We start from the raw sequence: 20,052 nt of genomic DNA on the forward strand, positions 1-20,052 counted from the left end.
CCATGTCGATGCGGATCGCCCGTGAGGTCGCCGACGCGGTGCTCTACGAGGGGTACCTGCTCTACCCCTACCGGGCCTCGGCCACCAAGAACCAGGCGCGCTGGCAGTTCGGGGTGCTGGTGCCGCCGGCCTACACCGCGACGGCCGAGCACCCCGTCTGCCAGACCGAGTGCCTGCTCGAGGTGGCCCCCGGCGCCGAGGACGCCGTGGTGCGGATCGACCTGCGCTTCCTGCAGGTCCGCTCCAGGACCGTCGAGCGCGCCGAGGCCGGCGGGCACCGCCCCGTCCCCGCGCTCGAGATCGCCGGGCAGACCTACCTCACCTTCGACGAGGCCGTGGAGCGGGAGCGCGACACGGTGGTGGCGCTGGAGGAGGTGCTGGCCGCCGAGAGGACCTACGACGTGGGCCACCCGGGGGCGCGTGCGGTGGAGCCGCTGACCGGCCCCGGCGGCGAGCCGCTCGGCCGGATCGTGCGTGAGGACCGGCGTCTCGACGCCGTGCTGCGGGTGCGGGCCGAGCGGGTGGACGGGCCGTACGGGCTGGTGAGGCTGCGCGTGCAGGTCGAGAACACCACGGAGTGGGACGATCCCGACGCCTCCAGGGACGACGCGCTGCACTGCTCGCTGATCGCCGCGCACACGCTGCTCGAGGCCGGGTCGGCGGCGTTCGTGTCCCTGCTCGACCCGCCCGCCTGGGCGGCGGCCGCGGCGGCGGCGTGCGAGAACCTGCGCACCTGGCCGGTGCTGGCCGGCGAGCCCGGACGGCGTGACGTGATGCTGTCCGCGCCGATCATCCTGTACGACCACCCGTCCATCGCGCGGGAGAGCCCGGGCGACCTGTTCGACGCGACCGAGATCGACGAGTTGCTCAGCCTGCGCACGCTCGCCCTCACCGATGCGGAGAAGCGCGAGGCCAGGGCCACCGACCCGAGGGCCGCCGAGATCATCGACCGGGTGGGCGACCTCCCGGCGGAGGTGCTCGAACGGCTCCACGGCGCCGTCCACCGGCTGCATCCGGCCGCGCAGGCCGCTCCGCCGTGGTGGGATCCGGGCTCCGACCGGTCGGTCTCGCCCGAGAGCGACAGCGTCGTGGTCGACGGGGTGACCCTCGCCAGGGGCAGCGCCGTGCGCCTGCTGCCGGCGCGCGGCGGCTCGCGCGCCCGCCGGGCCGACGCCCACGACATGTTCCTGGCCGGGCGGCGGGCGACGGTCGAGGCGGTGTTCCTCGACGTGGACGGCGAGCGCTACCTGGCGGTGACGCTGGACGACGATCCGGGCGCCGACCTGCTGCGCGAGCAGGGCCGGTTCCTCTACTTCGCGCCCGACGAGGTGGAGCCCCTGACGGGCGGGCAGGAGGGCGGATGAGCCGGAAGGTCCTGGTCGCGGGGGTCGGCAACGTCTTCCTCGGTGACGACGGCTTCGGCGTCGAGGTCGCCAGGCGGCTGCTGTCGGAGGGCGGTCTGCCGGCCGAGGCGGTCGTGGCCGACTTCGGGATCCGCGGCGTGCACCTGGCCTACGAGCTGCTCTCCGGCTACGACGAGATGATCATGATCGACGCGCTGCCGATGGACGAGCCGCCGGGAACGCTGGCGGTCCTGGAGCCGGCGCTCGACGAGCACGGGCCCGCCGACGACGTGCTCGCCCGGGCGGCTCTCGCCGACGCCCACGGCATGACCCCCGAGGCGATCTTCGGCCTGATGCGGGCCTACGGGGTCACGATCGGCCGCGTGGTCATCGTCGGCTGCCAGCCCGCCGACGTCTCACCTGGCATGGAGCTGAGCGAGGCGGTCGCGCGAGCGGTGCCGCGCGCCGCCGGGCTGGTGCGCGAACTTTTCGGACCGCGACAGGAAGGAAGGCCCGACGATGCTGAAGCGTCTGCTGATCGTGCTGTTCGTGGCCGTGCTGGCCGTGCTGGTGTGGCAGTCGATACCCGACATCAAGCGCTACCTCCACATCAGGGGGATGTGAGCCGTGCATGAGTTCGGGATCGCCGCCTCGGTGCTCGACGCCGTGGAACGCCGGGCCGTCGGGCGACGGGTGGCACACGTCAAGGTCCGCGCCGGCGCGCTGCTGCGCATCACCGGGCCAGCGCTCGACCAGGCCTTCTCCCTCGTCGCCCAGGGGACGGTCGCCGACGGCGCCACGATCGACCTGACCGTGGTGCCCGTCCAGCTCACCTGCAGGACCTGCGGGCGCCAGGAGGAGACGGCCGACGCGCTGGCCGTGTGCGGCGGCTGCGGCGGCGACGACGTCGACCTGCGCGGCGGCGACGCCCTGGTCCTCGAATCGATCCAGATGGCGGAGGGACACCATGTGCCTGGGAATCCCCGGTGAGATCGTGGAGATCCTGCCGGACCACGCCGACCTGGCCAAGGTCGACGTGAGCGGGGTACGGCGGGCCGTCAACATCGGCCTGCTGGAGAACGAGCGGCTCCAGCCCGGCGACTGGATCCTCATCCATGTCGGCTTCGCGCTGTCGAAGATCGACGAGGAGGAGGCCAGGGCCGCGCTGGACTTCCTGGAGGGCATCGGCCAGGCCTACGACGACGAGCTGGCGGCGCTTCGAACGTCATCGATCGACCGGGGGTGAGGCGCGATGCGCTTCGTCGACGAGTACCGCGACGCGGAGAAGGCGCGCGCCCTCTCCGCCAGGATCGCGAGCCTGTGCGAGCCGGGCCGGGCCTACAAGTTCATGGAGGTGTGCGGCGGCCACACCCACACCATCTACAAGCACGGCCTGGAGGACTACCTGCCCGAGACCATCACGCTGGTGCACGGGCCCGGCTGCCCGGTGTGCGTGATCCCGATGGGGCGGGTGGACGACGCCATCCACATCGCCGAGCAGCCCGACGTCGTCATGACCTCCTTCGGGGACATGATGCGGGTCCCGGGCGGGCGCGGCTCGTTCTTCGACTCCATGGCCCAGGGTGCCGCGATCCGCATGGTCTACTCGCCGCTGGACGCGCTCAAGGTGGCCAGGCAGAACCCGGACAAGCGCGTGGTCTTCATGGCCATCGGCTTCGAGACGACGGCGCCGTCCACCGCCATGACGGTGCTGCGGGCGGCGGCAGAGGGTCTCGGCAACTTCTCGGTCTTCTGCAACCACGTGACGATCATCCCCGCGATCAAGGCCATCCTGGACTCGCCCGACCTGCGGCTGGACGGCTTCATCGGCCCTGGTCACGTCTCGACCGTCATCGGCTGCCGGCCGTACGAGTTCATCGCCCGCGACTACGGCAAACCGCTGGTCGTGGCGGGCTTCGAGCCGCTGGACATCCTGCAGTCGATCTACATGCTGCTCGTGCAGCTGGCCGAGGGCCGCTCCGAGGTCGAGAACCAGTACGCGCGCGTGGTGCCCTGGGCGGGCAACCTCACAGCGCTCAAGGTCATCAACGAGGTGATGGAGCTGCGGCCGTACTTCGAGTGGCGGGGTCTCGGCTTCATCTCCCACTCCGCGCTGAGGATGCGGGAGAAGTACGCCGCCTTCGACGCCGAGCAGATCTTCGAGATCCCCGGCGGCAGGGTGGCCGATCCGAAGGCCTGCCAGTGCGGCGAGGTGCTGAAGGGCGTGCTCAAGCCGTGGGAGTGCAAGGTGTTCGGCACCGCCTGCACGCCGGAGACGCCGATCGGCACCTGCATGGTCTCCTCCGAGGGCGCCTGCGCCGCGTACTACAACTTCGGCCGCTTCTCGCGCGAGCGGGTGAGGGAGGCGACGCGGTGACCGGCGTGGAGAGGACGGGCACCGACCGGGCCCGCCTCGGCGGGACGGACCTCGGCGGGACGGGCATCGGCGGCACCGCCGACTGGGCGGAGGCGGCCGTGCGCGAGCACGCGGCCGAAGCCGAGGGCCCCAGCCGCGAGGAGCAGGTGCTCGAACGGATCGACCGGGCGCGCCGCCGCAAGGCCAGGGTGAAGGAGGAGCACATCACCATGGCCCACGGCTCGGGCGGCAAGGCGACGCAGACGCTGGTGGAGGCGGTCTTCCTGGAGTCGTTCCGCAACCCGCTGCTCGAGCCGCTCGAGGACGGCGCCGTGCTGGACGTCGGTACGGCCAGGCTCGCCTTCACCACCGACTCCTACGTGGTGTCGCCGCTGTTCTTCCCCGGAGGGGACATCGGCGACCTGGCCGTCAACGGCACCGTCAACGACCTGTCGGTGTGCGGCGCCCGCCCGCTGTACCTGTCGGCCGGATTCGTGCTCGAGGAGGGCTTCCCCGTCGAGGACCTGCGGCGCATCACCGCCTCGATGGCGGCGGCGGCCGCCGCCGCGGGCGTGCTCATCGTGACCGGGGACACCAAGGTCGTGCAGAGGGGCAAGGCCGACGGCTGCTACGTCAACACCGCCGGTGTCGGGCTGATGGACCGGCGCTTCGACCTGGGGGTCTCCCGCGCGCGTCCCGGCGACGCGATCCTGGTGTCGGGACCGATCGGCGAGCACGGCGTCACCATCATGCTCGCCAGGGGTGAGCTGGACATCGAGGCCGACCTGACGTCGGACACCGCGCCGCTGAACGGCCTGACCGCGGCGCTGCTCGACGCGTGCGCCGGCGAGGATGACGGCGCGGGCGCCGGTGAGGACGGTGGCGGGGCCGGCGGCGGGGGCGCGGTGCGCTGTCTGCGCGACGCCACCCGCGGCGGGGTCGCGACGATACTCAACGAGATCGCGCGCGCCTCGGGCGTGGCCGTGGTCGTCGACGAGGAGGCCGTCCCGGTACGGCCGGGCGTGCGCGGCGCGTGCGAGTTGCTCGGCATCGACCCGCTCTACGTCGCCTGCGAAGGCCGCATGGTCGTGGTCGTCGACGGTGCGGCGGCCGACACCGCCCTTGCGGCCCTGCGAGGGCACCCGCTGGGCGAGGGTGCCGCGCTGGTCGGCCACGTCAAGGACGATCCGGCGGGTCTGGTGCTGCTGAAGACCGCCTTCGGCGGCACCCGCATCGTCGACCTGCTGGTCGGCGACCCGCTCCCCCGCATCTGCTGATGACTTCTGACGGAGGTGCTGAACATGTCAGAGCCCCGCGAGCCCGAGGACCAGCACGGGTTCTCTCCCGACGTCGGACGCGGGAGCGAGGAGGCCCGCCAGGCCGGTGACCGTGCCTTCACGCCCGAGCAGGCCGCTCCGCCCGGCGAAGGGCGGGCGCCGTCCGAGGAGGAACGCGCCGGTGTCTCCGCCACCGACACCGAGCCGGGCACACCGCACGGCGTGGGCGAGAGCACCTCCAGGCGGGCGGAGGAGATCGCCAAGGAGGAAGAGGAGGCCGGAAGGGAGACGATCGGGGTGAAGGGCGAGTCGGGCCGGCCGTACGGCGGCTCGAGCGCCGAGGACTCCACGGGGGTGGGGCCGCAGGAGCCGCAGGACGGGGAGAGCCCGACCCTGCCCTCGGGCGACCAGGGCGGCTGACCCGCGCCGCTCAGCGAAGCCGGTCGCGGGCCGCGGCGACGGCGGCCTGGCCCAGGCTGATCCCGCCGTCGTTCGGCGGCACCCGCCGGTGCGTCAGGACGTGGAAGCCGCGCTCCTCCAGCAGCGCCGTAGCCCGCCCGAGCAGCAGGAGGTTCTGGAACACCCCGCCCGACAGCGCCACCGTGGACGGGCCGCCGGCCTGCCGTAGCCGGGTGCAGCCGTCGGCGACGGCAGCCGCGATCGCGTTGTGGAACCGGGCGGCTGTCACCGCCCGGTCCGTGCCCGCCCGCACGTCCTCCACGACCGCCCGGACCAGTTCGGCGCCGGGCACGACGAACGGCTCCTCCCCGATCAGGCGGCACGGGTAGGTGCCGTCCTCGGCCTGGTCGGCCCACTGTTCCAGCTCGATGGCGGCCTGGCCCTCGTAGGTGATCGCGTCGCGCTCGCCGACGATCGTCGCGACGGCGTCGAACAGCCTGCCCATGCTGGAGGTGGGAGGAGCGCCGACGCCGCGGCGGGCGAGCGCGACGACGGCCGCCCAGCGCTCCGCGTTGCGCCGGACGACGTCGAGGCCGGCCGGCACGTCGCCGTCGTAGGCCAGGTCGAGGTGGGCGGCGGCCATGCGCCACGGCTGCCTGATCGCCGCCGCGCCGCCGGGCATCGGCACCGTCGCCAGGTGGCCGGCCCGCCGGAAGCCGGTCAGGTCCGCGATCAGGAACTCGCCGCCCCACAGCGTGGCGTCCTCGCCGTAGCCGAGCCCGTCGAAGGCCACGCCGATGACCGGCCCCGCGACGCCGTTGTCGGCCAGGCATGAGGCGACGTGCGCGTGGTGGTGCTGCACGGCGACCAGGTCGAGGCCGTCCCTGGCCAGCGCGTACTTGGTGGACAGGTACTCCGGGTGCAGGTCGTGCGCCAGCACCTCGGGGACGATGTCGAACAGCCGCCCGAAGTGCTCGACGCCCTCGGTGAAGGAGCGCAGCGTCTCGTAGTTCTCCAGGTCGCCGATGTGGTGGGAGACGAAGGCGTGCCCGTCCCTGGCCAGGCAGAAGGTGTGCTTGAGTTCGGCGCCGCAGCCGAGGACGGGCCGCGGGAAGGGCCAGGCCAGCTCGAGCGGCTGGGGCACGTACCCCCGGGAGCGCCGCACGGGCAGCGCCTCGCCGCGGAAGACGCGTACCACCGAGTCGTCGGTGCGCATGTGGATGCGCCGGTCGTGGGTGAGGAAGGCGTCGGCGATGCCGCCCAGCCTGGGCACGGCCTCCTCGTCGACGTACACGATGGGTTCGTCGCAGACGTTGCCGCTGGTCAGCACGATGGGGGTGGCGAGCCGGCGGAGCAGGAGGTGGTGCAGCGGGGTGTAGGGCAGCATCAGGCCGAGCCAGTGGTTGCCGGGGGCCACCGGGGCGGCCACCTCGGCGTCCGGACGGCGGCGCAGCAGCACGATCGGGCGGGCCCGGCAGGTGAGCAGGCGCTCCTCCTCCCCGCCGACCTCGCACAGCAGGCGGGCGGCGGCCAGGTCGGGCACCATGACGGCGAACGGCTTGTCCTCCCTGTGCTTGCGGCGGCGCAGCGCCGCGACCGCGCTGTCGTCGGCGGCGACCGCGGCCAGGTGGTATCCGCCCAGCCCCTTGATCGCCAGGACGGCGCCGCCGGCCAGCAGCCGCGCCGTGCCCTCCACGGGATCGCCGTCGACCTGCCGCCCCTCGCGGTCGAGCAGCCGCAGGCCGGGCCCGCAGGCCGGGCAGCACACCGGCTGGGCGTGGAAGCGGCGGTCGGCCGGATCGTGGTACTCGCGCGCGCAGTCCGCGCACATGGCGAAGGCGGCCATCGTGGTGCGGGCCCTGTCGTACGGCACGCCGCGGACGATCGTGAAGCGCGGCCCGCAGTTGGTGCAGTTGGTGAAGGCGTAGCCGTGGCGGCGGTCGGCCGGGTCGTCCATCTCGCGCAGGCAGTCGGCGCAGGTCGCCACGTCGGGTGAGACGAGCGCCCGGCGCCGCCCGCCGGTGGCGCTGCCCGCGATGACGAAGCCCGCCTGGCCCGTGGCGGGGATGGCCCCCGTGCTGATGCGCTCGATCGAGGCCAGCGGGGGCGGGCTGGCGCGCAGCGTCGCCAGGAACTCCTGGACCCGGGCGTGCGCACCCTCGACCTCGATGAACACCCCCCGCTCGTCGTTGCCGACCAGCCCGTCGAGGCCGAGCCCGGTGGCCAGGCCGTACACGAAGGGCCGGAACCCGACCCCCTGCACGACGCCTTCGACCAGGACCATGGCGCGGACACGCCTGCTCACCTCCTCATTGTCCGTCCGGAGCCGGACGGGCGAGAAGCGGGGGGCGGCAAGGGAAAGTTGGTTATGGTCGTACAGAACCGTCGACAAGGTCTGTGCTCAAATGAAGCTTCCAGGCCGGAATCCAGGCCGGCGCACCTGACGTGCGCATCGTCGAGGCGAACACCGGGAAACCCATGGAAAGACGCAAGCATCTGCGCGGCATCGTCCAGCGGCGCGCCACGGACCTCGCAGGCGAGCTCGACCACCAGCTGGCCGAGTGGTCGCGGCGTACCGGGATCGCCGTCGAGACTTGGGCGTTGCCCTCCGAGCGGGTGCCCAGGCGGGTGGTCGAGGCGGTTCTGGGCTGCTTCGCCGAGGCGCTGTCCAACGTCGAGAAGCACAGCGGCGCGCGGGTCGTCTCCGTCGCCGTGACCGTGGGCGACAAGGGGCTGCGCCTCACGGTCAGCGACGAGGGAAGGGGTTTCGTCGGGCCGGCCGCCGGCCGCGGGATCGTCGCGATGCGCGCGCACCTGGCGTCCGTGGGCGGACGCTGCACCGTCACCAGCACCCTCGGCGGCGGCACGACGGTCAGCGGGGTGATCCCGCGTGCCGCCCTGCGCGGCCTCTAGCGAGGCGGGCGGGCCGTCAGGTGTGCTCGGAGATCAGGATCCCGCTGGTCGACGGCTCCAGCGCCTCGAAGACGTGCGGCAGGTCTCCCGGATAGGAGATGTAGTCGCCGGGACGCAGCTCCACCGGCTCGTCGACGACGCCCACCAGCGCCCGGCCGGTGGCCAGGACGACGTGCTCGATGACGCCGGGCATGTGGGGATCGGAGGAGCGCACGGTGCCGGGTTCGGCCTCGATGCGGTAGATGTCGCGGCGGGCGGCCGGGGGGCTGGCGGCCAGCAGGACGGCCCGGTAGTCGGCCTGCGCCGAGGCGACCGCCACGCCCTCGTCCGACCTGATCACCCGGACCCGCGGCCGGGGCGGGTCGATGATCTGGGAGAACGGCACGTTCAGCGCCGTCGACAGCGCCCACAGGGTCTCGAGGCTGGGATTGCCCTGTCCGGACTCCAGCTGGGAAAGGGTCGACTTGGCGATGCCGGCCCGGCGGGCCACCTCGGTGAGGGACAGGCCGGCGGCGCCGCGCTCGCGGCGCAGGGCGGCCGCGATGGATTTCATGGGAACGTCCCGCTCCATGTGTTCAGAATATCATCCGGCCGTTCGATTTGACGAACACGGACAGAAGTGTTCATTCTGGACTCCATGCGTTCGATAGTACGAACACTCGACCGCGGGCTGCTGCGCGACATCGCGCTGGTGAGCCTGGCGATCGGTGTGGTCGGCATCTCCTACGGGGCGACCGCCGTGGCGGCCGGCTTCCCGCTGTGGCTGCCGGCGATCCTCGGCCTGCTCGTACTGGCCGCGGGCTCCGAGTTCCTGTTCATCGGGATCATCGCGGCGGGCGGCAGTCCCATCGCCGCGGTGGTGGCCGGGCTCGCGGTCAACGCGCGCCACCTGCCGTTCGGGCTGGCCCTGCCCGACGTGCTCGGGCGCGGCTGGCGGCGGCTGCTCGGCACCCACCTCATGAACGACGAGTCGGTCGTCTTCGCCCTCTCGCAGGAGGAGCCCGCGCGGAAGCGGGCCGCCTACTGGGCCTGCGGGATCGGCATCCTGATCTGCTGGCCGCTCGGCGCCGTGACCGGCGGCCTGGCCGGGGCCCTCATCGACGACACCGGGGCGCTGGGGCTCGACGCGATGTTCCCGGCCGTCCTGCTGGCGCTGGTCCTGCCGGCCCTGCGGGACAGGGACAAGCGCCACGCGGCGCTGGCCGGCGTCGTCGTCGCCCTGGCCGCCACGCCGTTCCTGCCCGCGGGGCTGCCCGTGCTGCTCTCGCTGGCCGGGCTGGCGCTCATCGCCACGCGCGCGGAGGCCTCCCGATGAACAGCCCCGTCGTGCTGGTGGCCGCGGCGCTGGTGCTCGCCGCGGGCACGTTCGCCTTCCGGCTGGCCGGCCCCCTGCTGCGTGACCGTGTCACCTTCCCGCCCCGGATGGAGCGGCTCATGGCGGCGGGCGCCGTCGTCCTGCTGGCCGCGCTGGTGGCCACGACGACCCTGACCGAGAAGGGGGGTCTGGCGGGCGTCGCCAGGGTGGCGGGGGTCGCGGTCGCCGGGGTGCTCGCCTGGCGCAGGGCGCCCTTCCTGGTGATCGTCCTGTCCGCGGCCGCCGTCACCGCGGGGCTGCGGCTGCTCGGCGTGCCATGACCGCCGGCCGCGGTCACCGCGCTCGTGCTCCATGGAGGATGCACACCAGGCCGATCTCGGCGACGTTCTTGGTCAGCTCCACGTTGAGCCAGCCCGCCACGTCGGCCAGCGTCTGCTCCTGCCCCCACAGCCCGGCGGTCCGGTCGGCGGAGTCGAGGTCGGCGTCGGTCAGCGACGACAGCCGCTCCTGCCAGTCCGCCTTCAGCCCGCGCAGCCACTCGGCCGCCGCGGCGGCGCCACCCGGCCAGATGATCTCCTCGCGCGGTGGCGCGCCGTCGCCGAAGCAGTGCCCGAGCGTGGTCGTCCACCAGAAGCCCATGTGCCAGGTCAGCCAGCCGATCGTGACCGCCGGCACCGGGTCAGGCTCGGGCACCTGCCAGTCGGCCACCCACCGGCCCCGACCGTCCTGACGCACGCTCCAGCAGTGCGGCGCCGGCTCCCACAGGCACAGCGCGTCGTCGATGTCCTTGAGGTGGTGGTCGAACAGCGCCCAGGCGATGTCGAGCTGGCGCAGGAGGAGGTCGATACGGGCCACAGTCATGCGCGGGAGTCTGGCAGCGACGGCGGGGGGACTACCACCGATTATCCCGCGGCCGCCTTGGCGATCAGCGTGGCGGCGTGCCGTACCTCCTGCTCGGTGCTCCAGCGGCCCAGCGACAGCCGCAGCGCGGCCAGCGCGCGCTCCGGCGGCAGTCCCATGGCCAGCAGCACGGGCGAGGGGGCGTCGACGCCTTCGTGGCAGGCCGAGCCGGTGGAGGCGGCGATCTCAGGCACGGCGGCCAGCAGGGCACGGCCGCTGGTGCCGTCGATGCTGACGTTCAGCGTGCCGGGCAGGCGCGCGTCCGGGTGACCGTTGAGGCGCACGCGGCCCGGCAGCCGGGCCTCCAGCTCCGCCTGCAGCAGGTCGCGCAGCGCGGCCAGCCGTACGGCGCTGCCGGGCAGCTCGCGCCGGGCGGTCTCGGCGGCCTGGCCCAGGGCGGCGGCGAAGGCGACGTTCTCCGTGCCGGCCCGCAGGCCGCGCTCCTGGCCGCCGCCGGGGATGACGGGACGAAGCGGGGTGCCGGCACGCACGTACAGCGCGCCCACCCCCTTCGGGGCGTACATCTTGTGGCCGACCACGGTCAGCAGGTCCACACCGAGCGCCGCCACATCGACGGCCACCTTCCCGACGGCCTGGGCGGCGTCGGTGTGGAACAGCGCCCCGCTCTCCCGCGCGACGGCGGCCAGCTCGGCGATCGGCTGGATCGTGCCGGTCTCGCTGTTGCCATAGGCGACCGACACCAGCGCGGTGTCCCCTTGCCGCACGGCCGCGCGCAGGTCGCCGGGATCGACGCGGCCGTGGCCGTCCACCGGCAGCGGCGTCACGATGAAGCCCTCGGCCCGCAGGCCGTCGCAGGACCGCAGCACGGCGGGGTGCTCGGTGGCCGGCGCGACGACCCGCCGCCGCCCGGGGTCGCCGGCGCGGACGGCCAGGGCGGCGCCGCGGACGGCCAGGGCGTCGGCCTCGGAGCCGCCGCCGGTGAAGATCACCTCCGAGGGCTCGGCGCCGAGCAGCTCGGCCACCTGCCGGCGGGCACGGTCGAGGGCCGCGCGCGGCGCGCGGGCGTAGGCGTGGCCGCTGGAGGGGTTGCCGAAGTGGGCCGTCAGGTACGGCAGCGCCGCCTCCAGCGCTTCGGGGTCCACCGGGGTGGTGGCGTTGTAGTCCAGGTAGACGGGCGCGCCCGCGAGCGCGGGATGCGTCATGGCGGCCTCCTCGGGAGCGGATGAAGATCGCGATCCCGGCCGAACGTACCAGGAGGGGCTCCCTCCGGGAAGTCAAGCTATTGCTTAGGAAAGTTTCTTTATAAAGAGTGGACTCGACCGTCCCTCTCCCCCCATTGGAGCACACATGCGTCTCCGCCCCCTCGTCCTGGCCGCCGGCTTGTGCGCCGCGCTGGTCACCCTCGCCACCCCCGCCCACTCCGCCGCCGTCGTCGACGTCCCCTTCGGCCCTCTCTCGATCGGCGACTACTGCCGCGCCAAGGTCTCCTCCTCCACCTGGATCGGCTTCTACGAGTCGAGCGGCCTGCGGTGCTACGGCAGCGCCCCCGGCGGCGGCCTGCAGTACGCCGGGTCCGGTGACCCGTACCTGGCCTGCAAGTTCCTCACGACCGACGTGGTCATGAGCGCCTTCCGCGGCACCTCCGACGCCCTGGTGTGCCGGGTGATCCGCTGACGGTCCCCTCCCGCCGTGCCCGCGAGGGCGCGGCGGCCCTCCACCGGCGCCTGGCGTACACCGTTCGGTGCAGCCCCTACCCCGAACGGTGCACAGGACGGTGACGATCACCGGATGACGCGGCCCCGCGCGGCATGCGGCGCTCGCGCCCGCGGAACGCCACCCCCGCTGCCCGGTCCAGCCGGCCGCTACCCCGGCGTGCGCGTGCCTCGCAGGTAGGTCATCCCAGGGACGAGGAGCAGGCATGGCGGGATCACCAGCACGAGCCCCGCCGCGCCCAGAAGGACGGCCTGGTCGCCGGTCAGGTTCGTCAGCGGCCCGGTCACCGCCTGGCCGAACGGCATGAGGCCGAAGGTGGCGAGCCAGGCCAGCGAGGTGATCCGCCCGATCAGGTGGTCGGGTACCTCGCGGTACATCGCGACGTCCCAGCACAGGGCGTACGTCTCCACGCCGAAGCCGGCGATGAGGTAACAGCAGAAGAGCACCCAGATCGAAGGGGCGTACAGCAGGCCGAGAGGGACGAGGGCATACAGCGACATCGAGCACATGGCCACGACTCCCGAGCGCCGGGGGCGCCAGGCCATCATCGTGACGCTGCTGATCAGCCCGCCGGCGCCGTAGCACGCGAGGGCCGTGCCGTACGCCGTGTAGGAGCCGAACATGTCCCGGCTCAGCACGGGCAGGAGCACCTGGCTGGGCGCGATCACGAACATGAGGCTGACCGGGGAGAACAGGAGCAGGGCCGTCAGCCACGGCCGGCGCCCCGCCTCGGCGAATCCCGCCGTCGCCTCCTTGAGGAGGGAACGGCGGGCGACCGGCGTCCATGACGGCTCCGCGACCCCGCGGAGGGCGAGCGCGGCGGCGGCGAACACGAGCGCCGCCAGCACGAAGGGAAGGACCCGGCTCCCGCCGGCGAGCAGCGTGCCGACCACCGGACCGGTGATGACCCCCACCCGGGTGCAGATGTTGACCAGGGCCCGGCCGGACATCCGCCGGTCCTCGTCCAGCGAGCCCGCCAGGATGGCGTTGAACGCGGGCCGGATGAACGCCTCGGCGGCGCCGACCACGAACAGGACGGTGGCCGGCAGCCACACGGCGACGGTGTGCCCGCCCACGACGATGGGCACGCTCGCCGCGGCGGCGTCGACGGCGAGCATGACGGTCAGGATCCGCCGTCGCGACAGGCGATCGGACCAGACTCCCCCTACCAGGAGCAGGCACAACGACGCGACGCCTTTGGCGGCGAGCACGACGCCGACCGTGGCCGCGTCGCCCCCGGCGCTGAGCACGGAGACGGTGACGGCGACCGCGAGGACCTGCTCGCCCACCACGAAGCCGAGCTGCGCCAGCGCGATCATCCGGAAGGCGGGATTGCGCAGTGCCGTCAGATCGATGGCCGCCGGTATGAGCCGCACGATGCCAGTCCCCCGGCTTCTCCGCCCGGAGCGCGAACTCGACGAGCGCTGACGTGGCGGACGCGAACATGCGCCGGGCGGCTTCGAGGACACTCCGGAACCCGCCTACAACAGGCTGACGGCCCGGTCAACGGCGCCCGCCACGTCTCCGTCGGCCGGATAGAGAAGCGACCGGCCGGGTACCAGGCCGAGCGCCGTCGGCATCCTCAGCGCACGTTTCCATCGGTCGAAAATCCGCTCGGTATCGGTGCCGTCGCCGCCGAGCAGCAACACCGGCAGGGTCGAGGACGCCAGGACATGGGTCATGTCGTCGATGGCGGGGAGTTTCAGCCAGGTGTAGGCGCTGCGCCGACCCAGCCCGCACGCGATGACGATCGACCGGATCACGGCCTCCGGTGACAGGTCGTTGCGGATCCTGCCGTCGATCCACCGGGAGATGAACGGCTCGACCATCGCGATCAGCTTGCGGTCGTTGAGCTCGTTCACCGCCCGCGCGGTGTTCTCCAGCACCGAAGGCGTGGCGGCGTCGTCCAGCGCGATCCTCGTCAGCGTCTTGCCCCCGTCGAAGCCCATGGCCGCGATGGTCTCCGCGTCGTAGCCGGTGAAACGGTCGTCGATCTCGAACGACGAGCCGGCCAAGCCGGTGCGATTCATGGACCCGAAGACCGACTTGCCGTCCAGGACGCCCAGCAGCAGCAGGTCTTCCAGGATGTCGGCGGTGCCCATCACGCCGGTGACGCCTGGACGTTCCAGCGCCACGCAGAGCCGGTCCAGGAGATCGCCCCGATCCGCCATGGCCATCGGATCGCCGCCCGCGCCGAGCGCGCCGCGCGCTGGATGGTCCGCGGCGATGATCATCACTCGGCCGTGCTCGCCCAGCACGGAGGGCGCCGGTATGCGAAGCCTCGCGGCCTCGGCGATCGCCTCGGGGTTGTGCACGCGTGTCCGCACGATCTCGGCCACCCTGGCAGCCACGGCGCTCCTCCAAAGGGGCAGCTTGTCAGGACATAGTTTTGTCCTGACAAGACTTATCAGCCGGCAAACCCCGAGTCAATGCGAAGCGGATCGACGGCCGGGCGACGTGGTCCGCACCCTGCGAGCCGCGGAACGCGGAGGTCGGGCGGCGCTCCGAACCGGCACGGAAGGGCGCCCGTCCCACCCGGGGCAGGCAGCGACCGGGACCTTCGGTCGTCCTCTAGCCGGTCGGCGTGATGGGTCCGTGCAGGCGCACGCCCTCGAGGGAGAGCCGAGACTCGTAGGCCCCCGCCAGGTCGCGCAGCGCCGACCCGCAGTCGCCGTGGTAGACGGGCCCGTGCATGAGGCAGAGCGCCGTCGGCTCCAGCCCGGCCAGCGCGCGCATGGTGGGACCGGTGGACGGGGTGAGACAGGTCGCGCCGTAGGCGTCCTCCGCCGCCAGCGCGGGGCTGACGATCTCCTTGTCGGTCATGGCGGGCGCCGGGCCCATCGCGGTGAACAGGTCGCCGCACAGCAGGGTGCCGGCGGTCTCCTCGTAGAACAGGCCCGCGTCCCAGCCGTGCGGGACGTGCGGCGTCTCGATCCGCCGTACCCGCCTGCCGCCCAGGTCCATGACCTCGCCGTCGGCCAGCGGCCGGGGCGGCCGGTCGGCGAGGTCGTTCACCGACACCAGGCACCCCACGCGGCCGTGCGCCACCTGGGCCCGGGGCGCGGCGGCCAGCCAGGCGTTCATCGATCCGCACTCGTCGGCCTCGACGTGACCGAAGGTGATCCAGCGCAGCCGCTCCAGACCGATGAGGCGGTCGACGGCCGCCGACACCGGGAGGAACAGCGCGCGCAGCCCGGTGTGGAACAGCAGCGGCTCCTCGGCGTCGATCAGGTACTGGTTGAACATGATGCCGGCGTCAGGGATGAACGTGGACATCCGGTAGACGTCCGGCGCGACCTCGGTGACGGTGGTGTCCATCCTGGTGCCCCCTCGCGGCGGGTCCCCGTTCCGCCATCGTCTCACGGGGCACTGGTGATCTCCGCGGTCGGCGTCCGGTGCGCGCGTGAGGCCAGTCCATCTCCTGCAGCCACCGGGGGCGAGCGTTCCCCGAGGCCGGATCCCTCGGCAGGGGTTCGCAGGCGGGGATCCGCCCGGCCCTTCCTGCTGAGAGTGGTCTCAGGTTCGGCCGCGCGGGCGAACATATCGCGATATATCGTCCTAACCGGGAACATGTGATCCTCCGGCGGTGGTTGTCCCGGAGATACTGGCTTGTGGAGGGTGAGCGATGGCGGCGATGCGGACAGTGGGCCGATTGCTCGCGGGTGGGGCGGCGCTGGCCGCGGCGGGCTGGGCGTTGCGCGACGTGCCCGCGGAGCTGGGCGTCCGGCCGTTGACCTCGGGCGAGGAGCGGGCCGGCAGGATCCGCCGCTCGCGGCAGTTCAGGGACGGCGTCTTCTACAACCCCATGCCGGAGCCGACCAGGGTGGGCGCGCCGTCCCCCGGCCTGCTGCGCGAGCTGATGAGGGACCGCGAGTCGCGCCGTCCCCCCGGCCCGATCCCGCTGCGCACGCCCGCCGCCACGGCTCCGTCGCCGACCGGGCTGAGCGTCGTCTGGTACGGCCACGCCTCCACGCTCGTGGAGATCGAGGGCAGGCGGGTGCTGTTCGACCCGGTGTGGAGCAGGCGGGTCTCCCCCACGCCGTTCGTCGGCCCGCGGCGGCACCACCCGGTGCCCGTCGCCATCGAGGAGGTGCCGAAGCTCGACGCGATCGTCATCTCGCACGACCACTACGACCACCTGGACCTGGCGACGGTGCGCCGGCTCACCCGCATCTCCAAGGCGCCGTTCCTGGTGCCGCTCGGCATCGGCGCGCACCTGGAGCGATGGGGCGTGCCGCTGTACCGGATCATCGAGCTGGACTGGGAGGAGGAGGCGATCGTCGCGGGGCTGCGTTTCGTCTCGACGGCCGCCCGCCACTTCTCCGGCCGGTCTGTGACCCGCAACGACACGCTGTGGGGTTCGTGGGTGGTCGCGGGCGCCCGGCGCAGGGTCTTCTACGCCGGCGACTCGGGCTACTTCGAGGGATACGCCACGATCGGCGCGGACCACGGCCCGTTCGACCTCACGCTCATGCCGATCGGCGCCTACAGCCCAGCATGGCCCGACATCCACATGAACCCGGAGGAGGCGGTGAACGCCCACGTCGACCTGGGCGGCTCGGTGCTGCTGCCGGTGCACTGGGCGACGTTCACCCTGGCCCTGCACCCGTGGTCGGAGCCGGTCGACCGGCTGTGGCGCGAGGCCAAGGCGCGCGACGTCTCGATCGTGGTCCCGCGCCCCGGCGAGCTGGTCGACACCGCCTCGGTGCCGGCGGTCGACGCCTGGTGGCAGGCCGTACAGTCGTAGGCGTGAGCAACATCGAACCCAACCCGCAGGAGACGGTGTGCGCGGCGGGCGAGCCCGTCCGCGAGCTGGTGCGAGGGCACGAGGTCGCGCTCGGCGGGCCGCGCGCGATGACGGTCACCCGCACCCTGCCCGCCGTGGGGCGGCGCATGGTGGGCGCGTGGTGCTTCGTCGACCAGTACGGCCCCGAGACGGCCCGGATGCGGGTGCCGCCGCATCCGCACACCGGCCTGCAGACCGTCACCTGGCTCGTGGCAGGCGAGGTGCTCCACCGTGACAGCCTCGGCAGCCTCCAGCCGGTACGGCCGGGCCAGCTCAACCTGATGACGGCCGGGCGCGGCATCTCCCACTCGGAGGAGTCGCCGCGGACGGAGCTGCACGGCGTGCAGCTGTGGGTGGCGCTGCCCGAGGCGGCGCGCCACATGGCACCGCACTTCGAGCACCACGGCGACCTGCCGGTGGTGCGTGGGCCCGGACACGCGGCGACGGTCCTCATGGGTTCCTTCGGCGGCGCCGCCTCCCCCGCGAGCACCTACACGCCGCTGGTCGGCGTCGAGGTGTCGGTCGACGGCACGGCCGAGCTGCCGATCCGGCCCGACTTCGAGCACGCGGCGCTGACCCTGGACGGCACGCTGACCGTCGACGGCGAGGCGCTGCCCGCCGGGCCGCTGCTGTATCTCGGGCTCGGCCGGTCCGCGCTGCGGGTGTCGGGCACCGGGCGGCTGCTGCTGATCGGCGGCGTGCCGTTCGAGGAGGAGATCGTGATGTGGTGGAACTTCGTCGGCCGCACGCACGAGGAGATCGAGACCTTCCGCAAGGAGTGGGCGGAGGGCACGCTCTTCGGCCGGGTCACCGGGTTCGACGGCGACCCGTTGCGCGCTCCCGCCCTCCCCACGGCCCGTCTCAAGCCGCGCGGCCGGACCCGCTAGCCGTCACAGGGCCTCGAGCAGGCGGCCGATCTCGTCCTCGGTGTTGTAGTAGTGCACCGAGGCGCGCACGGCCGACCCGGGCGACACGGTGTCGAAACGCTGGTCGGGCTCGGTGGCGCTGACGTTGATGCCCTGCTCGCGCAGCCGCAGCTTCACCGCGGTGCTGTCCTGGCCCGCCACGGTGAAGGTGACGATGCCCGAACGCCTGGCGCCGCGGTCGTGCACGGTCACGCCGGGCTTGCCGGCCAGTCCCGCGCGCAGGGTCTCGGCCAGTTCGGCCACCCTGGCCTCGATCTCCTCCAGACCGATCGCCAGCGCGTAGTCGACGGCCGCGCCGAGTCCGAGCTGGCCGGCGAAGTAGCGCTCCCACGTCTCGAACCTGAGGGCGCTGTCGCGGATCTCGTAGGTCGTGGGGGTCACCCAGCTGGCCGCGTGCAGGTCGAGGAAGGGCGGCTCGAGGCCGCGCATCGCGCTGCGCCGCGCGTAGAGGAAACCGGTGCCGCGCGGGCCGCGCAGGAACTTGCGCCCGGTGGCGGACAGGAAGTCGCAGCCGATCTCGTCGACGTCGAGGGCGATCTGGCCGACGGACTGGCAGGCGTCGAGGAGGTAGAGCACGCCGGCGTCCCTGCACCGCCTGCCGACCTCGGCGGCGGGACTGACCAGGCCGTTGTGGGTGGGCACGTGGTTGATGGCCACCAGGCGCACGCCGCCCCTGCCCAGCTCGGACTCCAGGCGGTCGAGGTCGATGGTGCCGTCGGCGTCGTCGGGGATCACCTCGACGGTGACGCCGCGCGAGCGGGCGATCTGGAGGAAGGCGATGCCGTTGCTGACGTACTCGCTGGTGGTCGTCAGGATCCTGTCGCCCTCCTGGAAGGGGATGCCGTAGAAGGCCATGTCCCAGGCGCGGGTGGCGTTCTCGACGTAGGCGATCTCGTCGCGGTGGGCGCCGAGCAGGGTGGCGACGGAGCCGTAGAAGCCCTCCAGCCGCTCGGCCTCCCGGTCCTTGGCCTCGTAGCCGCCGATGGCCGACTCCAGGTCGAGGTGTTCCTTGACGGTGTCCATGACGACGCGCGGGGGCAGTGCCGCGCCGGCGTTGTTGAAATGGATCACATGCGCGCAGCCAGGGGTCTCCGCACGCGCCTTGTCAATGTCGATCACATGTCACACGCTATCAATACACCGAGATGTGCGGATGGTCGTAGTGGTTGGCGGTGGTTCCGCCCCTGTTCGACATCGTGCGCCAGGTCTTGGTCCTGACGTGCCAGATCCGCTGCCGGTAGATCACGTACATGATGCCGAGCCGTTCGGCGTTCTTGACCACCCAGGCGGAGATCTCGTGGCCGCGCTGCGCCTCCTGGGCCGACGGCATGGCGCCGCCGCGGCTCAGCATGAAGTCGCAGGCGCGCCCGAGCGGATGCTCGCCGCCGTCCTGGATGGTCCGGTAGCACCCGATCCCGTACGGCACGCCGAACCGCTCCGCGATGAGCTTCTTGACCAGCCGCATCCTCGGCGTGATGTTGTCGGGACCCGAGGGCAGCTGCGGCACCCACGACCCGTCGGGCCTGCGCACGCCGGGCGTCGGGTAGAGGAGGTCGATCCTGTCCTTGATCTTCGCGATGACCTTCTCGGCGTCCTTCTTCTGGACCTCGAGCTCCTTGATCCGCGCGCCCAGCTCGTCGGCCCGCCGCTCGGCGTCGGTCTTGGCCTGCCGGTGCTCGTCGCGTACCCGCGTGAACCCCTCGAGGCGCGCGCCCTGCTCCTCGCCGATCGCCGTCAGCACGGCCATGCCGTCGAGGTCGACCTGGCCGAGCAAGGCGGGGACGATGCCGAGCCCGCCCGACATGTACTGCTCGGTGGCCATGAGGCGCAGCTGCGCCGACTCCCTGTCGAAGTCGGCCTGGGCGACCTTCAGCCGCTCGCGGGCGGTCTTCTCGACCTTCTCCACCTTCTGCAGCTCGACGCGGCTGCTGTAGTACTCGGTGATGAGCTTGTCGGACTTCTTCTGCAGCGCGGCCAGCTCTTTCTTGAGCTGCTTGACGCTCGGCCTGGGCTTGGCCCACGCTTCGGCCGGTGGCGACGCCAGGGGCATGGTCACCGCCAGACCGGCCGCGAGCACGATGCGGAGCGGGGCGCGCCGCCGGTCGCCGGGGGCCGCAACCGCCACGCTTCTCCTTCGTCCGGGGGATGGCGCGGGGAGAGCGC

General features: G+C 72.7%; 22 protein-coding genes. 13 read left to right on the forward strand and 9 right to left on the reverse strand.

Translation table 11 applies throughout. The features are described 5' to 3' along the window. Positions 1–2 precede the first annotated feature (2 nt). The 7 genes from ACWEVS_RS08590 to ACWEVS_RS08620 are packed head-to-tail and all read left to right on the forward strand — an operon-like array spanning position 3 to position 5,396. Entirely contained in the window at positions 3–1,364 is a 1,362-nt protein-coding gene (locus ACWEVS_RS08590; RefSeq protein ID WP_452550793.1) for a hypothetical protein, read from the forward strand. Next, a complete protein-coding gene (locus ACWEVS_RS08595; protein ID WP_449922503.1) occupies positions 1,361–1,978 on the forward strand; it encodes a hydrogenase maturation protease in 618 nt (205 codons plus the stop codon). The genes ACWEVS_RS08590 and ACWEVS_RS08595 overlap by 4 nt, the downstream gene beginning before the upstream one ends. Further along, positions 1,971–2,333: a hydrogenase maturation nickel metallochaperone HypA/HybF gene (locus ACWEVS_RS08600; RefSeq protein ID WP_452550624.1), complete on the forward strand. Its 363-nt coding sequence runs from the start codon at positions 1,971–1,973 to the stop codon at positions 2,331–2,333. The genes ACWEVS_RS08595 and ACWEVS_RS08600 overlap by 8 nt, the downstream gene beginning before the upstream one ends. Then, entirely contained in the window at positions 2,311–2,589 is a 279-nt protein-coding gene (locus tag ACWEVS_RS08605) for a HypC/HybG/HupF family hydrogenase formation chaperone (protein ID WP_449922507.1), read from the forward strand. The genes ACWEVS_RS08600 and ACWEVS_RS08605 overlap by 23 nt, the downstream gene beginning before the upstream one ends. A gap of 6 nt (positions 2,590–2,595) precedes the next feature. After that, positions 2,596–3,720 carry a hydrogenase formation protein HypD gene (gene hypD, locus ACWEVS_RS08610; protein ID WP_449922509.1) on the forward strand — a complete coding sequence of 375 codons (1,125 nt, stop codon included), beginning with the start codon at positions 2,596–2,598 and terminating at the stop codon, positions 3,718–3,720. Continuing rightward, positions 3,717–4,976, forward strand: a complete 1,260-nt coding sequence (hypE, locus tag ACWEVS_RS08615; protein WP_449922511.1) for a hydrogenase expression/formation protein HypE — start codon at positions 3,717–3,719, stop codon at positions 4,974–4,976. Before hypD ends, hypE begins: the two co-directional genes overlap by 4 nt. Before the next feature lie 24 nt (positions 4,977–5,000). Further along, the gene (locus tag ACWEVS_RS08620) at positions 5,001–5,396 is read left to right on the forward strand and encodes a hypothetical protein (RefSeq protein ID WP_452550626.1); all 396 of its coding nucleotides are present in this window, start codon (positions 5,001–5,003) and stop codon (positions 5,394–5,396) included. Between the two features lie 10 nt (positions 5,397–5,406). Here ACWEVS_RS08620 and hypF read toward each other — a convergent pair whose 3' ends face one another. Beyond that, the gene (gene hypF / locus ACWEVS_RS08625) at positions 5,407–7,680 is read right to left on the reverse strand and encodes a carbamoyltransferase HypF (RefSeq protein WP_452550628.1); all 2,274 of its coding nucleotides are present in this window, start codon (positions 7,678–7,680) and stop codon (positions 5,407–5,409) included. Between the two features lie 173 nt (positions 7,681–7,853). Here hypF and ACWEVS_RS08630 point away from each other — a divergent pair, with 173 nt between their 5' ends. Next, the gene (locus ACWEVS_RS08630; RefSeq protein WP_449922517.1) at positions 7,854–8,288 is read left to right on the forward strand and encodes a sensor histidine kinase; all 435 of its coding nucleotides are present in this window, start codon (positions 7,854–7,856) and stop codon (positions 8,286–8,288) included. A 16-nt stretch (positions 8,289–8,304) separates the two neighbouring features. Here ACWEVS_RS08630 and ACWEVS_RS08635 read toward each other — a convergent pair whose 3' ends face one another. Next, entirely contained in the window at positions 8,305–8,859 is a 555-nt protein-coding gene (locus ACWEVS_RS08635) for a helix-turn-helix domain-containing protein (RefSeq protein WP_452550629.1), read from the reverse strand. 66 nt (positions 8,860–8,925) lie between these two features. Here ACWEVS_RS08635 and ACWEVS_RS08640 point away from each other — a divergent pair, with 66 nt between their 5' ends. Both ACWEVS_RS08640 and ACWEVS_RS08645 read left to right on the forward strand, forming a co-directional pair. After that, complete coding sequence (locus tag ACWEVS_RS08640; protein ID WP_449922521.1) at positions 8,926–9,603, forward strand: AzlC family ABC transporter permease; 678 nt, start codon at positions 8,926–8,928, stop codon at positions 9,601–9,603. Then, positions 9,600–9,923: an AzlD domain-containing protein gene (locus ACWEVS_RS08645; RefSeq protein ID WP_449922522.1), complete on the forward strand. Its 324-nt coding sequence runs from the start codon at positions 9,600–9,602 to the stop codon at positions 9,921–9,923. Before ACWEVS_RS08640 ends, ACWEVS_RS08645 begins: the two co-directional genes overlap by 4 nt. A gap of 13 nt (positions 9,924–9,936) precedes the next feature. Here ACWEVS_RS08645 and ACWEVS_RS08650 read toward each other — a convergent pair whose 3' ends face one another. Together ACWEVS_RS08650 and ACWEVS_RS08655 are read right to left on the reverse strand one after the other, a co-directional pair. Then, entirely contained in the window at positions 9,937–10,464 is a 528-nt protein-coding gene (locus tag ACWEVS_RS08650) for a DinB family protein (protein WP_449922524.1), read from the reverse strand. Positions 10,465–10,505: 41 nt separating this feature from the next. Then, positions 10,506–11,666, reverse strand: coding sequence for a cysteine desulfurase family protein (locus ACWEVS_RS08655; protein WP_452550631.1), 1,161 nt, complete (start codon positions 11,664–11,666; stop codon positions 10,506–10,508). Between the two features lie 145 nt (positions 11,667–11,811). On the opposite strand from ACWEVS_RS08655, the gene ACWEVS_RS08660 reads away from it, so the two are divergent. Next, positions 11,812–12,138, forward strand: a complete 327-nt coding sequence (locus ACWEVS_RS08660; RefSeq protein ID WP_452550633.1) for a hypothetical protein — start codon at positions 11,812–11,814, stop codon at positions 12,136–12,138. Between the two features lie 188 nt (positions 12,139–12,326). On the opposite strand, the gene ACWEVS_RS08665 is transcribed toward ACWEVS_RS08660, so the two are convergent. The 3 genes from ACWEVS_RS08665 to ACWEVS_RS08675 all read right to left on the reverse strand — a co-directional run bounded on the left by ACWEVS_RS08665 (position 12,327) and on the right by ACWEVS_RS08675 (position 15,495). Then, positions 12,327–13,553 (reverse strand): MFS transporter, encoded by a 1,227-nt coding sequence (locus tag ACWEVS_RS08665; protein WP_452550635.1) that lies wholly within the window; start codon positions 13,551–13,553, stop codon positions 12,327–12,329. Positions 13,554–13,658: 105 nt separating this feature from the next. Next, positions 13,659–14,528, reverse strand: coding sequence for a Cgl0159 family (beta/alpha)8-fold protein (locus tag ACWEVS_RS08670; protein ID WP_452550637.1), 870 nt, complete (start codon positions 14,526–14,528; stop codon positions 13,659–13,661). Positions 14,529–14,748: 220 nt separating this feature from the next. Beyond that, a complete protein-coding gene (locus ACWEVS_RS08675; protein ID WP_452550639.1) occupies positions 14,749–15,495 on the reverse strand; it encodes a hypothetical protein in 747 nt (248 codons plus the stop codon). A gap of 316 nt (positions 15,496–15,811) precedes the next feature. Between ACWEVS_RS08675 and ACWEVS_RS08680 the strand changes: the two genes are divergently transcribed. Together ACWEVS_RS08680 and ACWEVS_RS08685 are read left to right on the forward strand one after the other, a co-directional pair. Beyond that, positions 15,812–16,924 carry an MBL fold metallo-hydrolase gene (locus tag ACWEVS_RS08680; protein WP_452550640.1) on the forward strand — a complete coding sequence of 371 codons (1,113 nt, stop codon included), beginning with the start codon at positions 15,812–15,814 and terminating at the stop codon, positions 16,922–16,924. Between the two features lie 2 nt (positions 16,925–16,926). Further along, positions 16,927–17,850: a pirin family protein gene (locus tag ACWEVS_RS08685; RefSeq protein ID WP_452415181.1), complete on the forward strand. Its 924-nt coding sequence runs from the start codon at positions 16,927–16,929 to the stop codon at positions 17,848–17,850. Positions 17,851–17,853: 3 nt separating this feature from the next. On the opposite strand, the gene ACWEVS_RS08690 is transcribed toward ACWEVS_RS08685, so the two are convergent. Both ACWEVS_RS08690 and ACWEVS_RS08695 read right to left on the reverse strand, forming a co-directional pair. Next, positions 17,854–19,008, reverse strand: a complete 1,155-nt coding sequence (locus ACWEVS_RS08690; protein WP_452550642.1) for an aminotransferase class V-fold PLP-dependent enzyme — start codon at positions 19,006–19,008, stop codon at positions 17,854–17,856. A 13-nt stretch (positions 19,009–19,021) separates the two neighbouring features. Beyond that, complete coding sequence (locus ACWEVS_RS08695) at positions 19,022–20,014, reverse strand: coiled-coil domain-containing protein (RefSeq protein ID WP_449922535.1); 993 nt, start codon at positions 20,012–20,014, stop codon at positions 19,022–19,024. Positions 20,015–20,052: the final 38 nt, after the last annotated feature.

It is taken from the genome of Nonomuraea sp. NPDC003754 (assembly GCF_053605785.1).

What these genes read in the sequence shown, in the direction of transcription:
- ACWEVS_RS08590 (WP_452550793.1), top strand. Translation starts at nt 3, where the DNA reads ATGTCGATGCGGATCGCCCGTGAGGTCGCCGACGCGGTGCTCTACGAG.
- ACWEVS_RS08595 (WP_449922503.1), top strand. Translation starts at nt 1,361, where the DNA reads ATGAGCCGGAAGGTCCTGGTCGCGGGGGTCGGCAACGTCTTCCTCGGT.
- ACWEVS_RS08605 (WP_449922507.1), top strand. Translation starts at nt 2,311, where the DNA reads ATGTGCCTGGGAATCCCCGGTGAGATCGTGGAGATCCTGCCGGACCAC.
- hypD (WP_449922509.1), top strand. Translation starts at nt 2,596, where the DNA reads ATGCGCTTCGTCGACGAGTACCGCGACGCGGAGAAGGCGCGCGCCCTC.
- ACWEVS_RS08620 (WP_452550626.1), top strand. Translation starts at nt 5,001, where the DNA reads ATGTCAGAGCCCCGCGAGCCCGAGGACCAGCACGGGTTCTCTCCCGAC.
- ACWEVS_RS08630 (WP_449922517.1), top strand. Translation starts at nt 7,854, where the DNA reads ATGGAAAGACGCAAGCATCTGCGCGGCATCGTCCAGCGGCGCGCCACG.
- ACWEVS_RS08635 (WP_452550629.1), bottom strand. Translation starts at nt 8,859, where the DNA reads ATGGAGCGGGACGTTCCCATGAAATCCATCGCGGCCGCCCTGCGCCGC.
- ACWEVS_RS08640 (WP_449922521.1), top strand. Translation starts at nt 8,926, where the DNA reads ATGCGTTCGATAGTACGAACACTCGACCGCGGGCTGCTGCGCGACATC.
- ACWEVS_RS08645 (WP_449922522.1), top strand. Translation starts at nt 9,600, where the DNA reads ATGAACAGCCCCGTCGTGCTGGTGGCCGCGGCGCTGGTGCTCGCCGCG.
- ACWEVS_RS08650 (WP_449922524.1), bottom strand. Translation starts at nt 10,464, where the DNA reads ATGACTGTGGCCCGTATCGACCTCCTCCTGCGCCAGCTCGACATCGCC.
- ACWEVS_RS08655 (WP_452550631.1), bottom strand. Translation starts at nt 11,666, where the DNA reads ATGACGCATCCCGCGCTCGCGGGCGCGCCCGTCTACCTGGACTACAAC.
- ACWEVS_RS08660 (WP_452550633.1), top strand. Translation starts at nt 11,812, where the DNA reads ATGCGTCTCCGCCCCCTCGTCCTGGCCGCCGGCTTGTGCGCCGCGCTG.
- ACWEVS_RS08675 (WP_452550639.1), bottom strand. Translation starts at nt 15,495, where the DNA reads ATGGACACCACCGTCACCGAGGTCGCGCCGGACGTCTACCGGATGTCC.
- ACWEVS_RS08680 (WP_452550640.1), top strand. Translation starts at nt 15,812, where the DNA reads ATGCGGACAGTGGGCCGATTGCTCGCGGGTGGGGCGGCGCTGGCCGCG.